Annotated in this window: 1 protein-coding gene; it reads left to right on the top strand. The window is 51.5% G+C overall.

The window, feature by feature from the left end; translation table 11 throughout:
- Positions 1-324: ABC transporter substrate-binding protein (locus HBA93_RS19960; RefSeq protein ID WP_286202087.1), on the top strand; the 324-nt coding region annotated here is incomplete at both ends.

The raw sequence follows: 324 nt of genomic DNA, 5'->3' as shown, positions 1-324 counted from the left end.
ACCTATGAAATTCTGACAGAAAAAGGCCGCCCGCCATTTAATGCCCGTATGAAGCAGATCGACAAGATTGAGAAAACCGGCGAGCGCGGCATTCGTATCACTTTCAACGACAAGGCGAACCGCGAATTTCCGCTGCTGCTGGCAAGTACTATGCCGGTATTGCCGAAACATGCTGTTGATCCGGAAACTTTTGGCAAGGCTTCTCTGAAACCGCCGGTCGCAAGCGGCCCTTATATTATTAAAGATGTAAAGCCGGGCGAGCGTATTACCTATCAGCGCATTCCGGACTACTGGGCAAAAGACTTGCCAAGCCGCGCCGGTTTC

It is taken from the genome of Ochrobactrum sp. SFR4, assembly GCF_019730395.1.
Classification (GTDB): Bacteria; Pseudomonadota; Alphaproteobacteria; order Rhizobiales; family Rhizobiaceae; genus Pseudochrobactrum.
The sequence above is the reverse complement of the archived record's forward strand: the minus strand, read 5'-3'. Positions and strand labels throughout refer to the sequence as shown.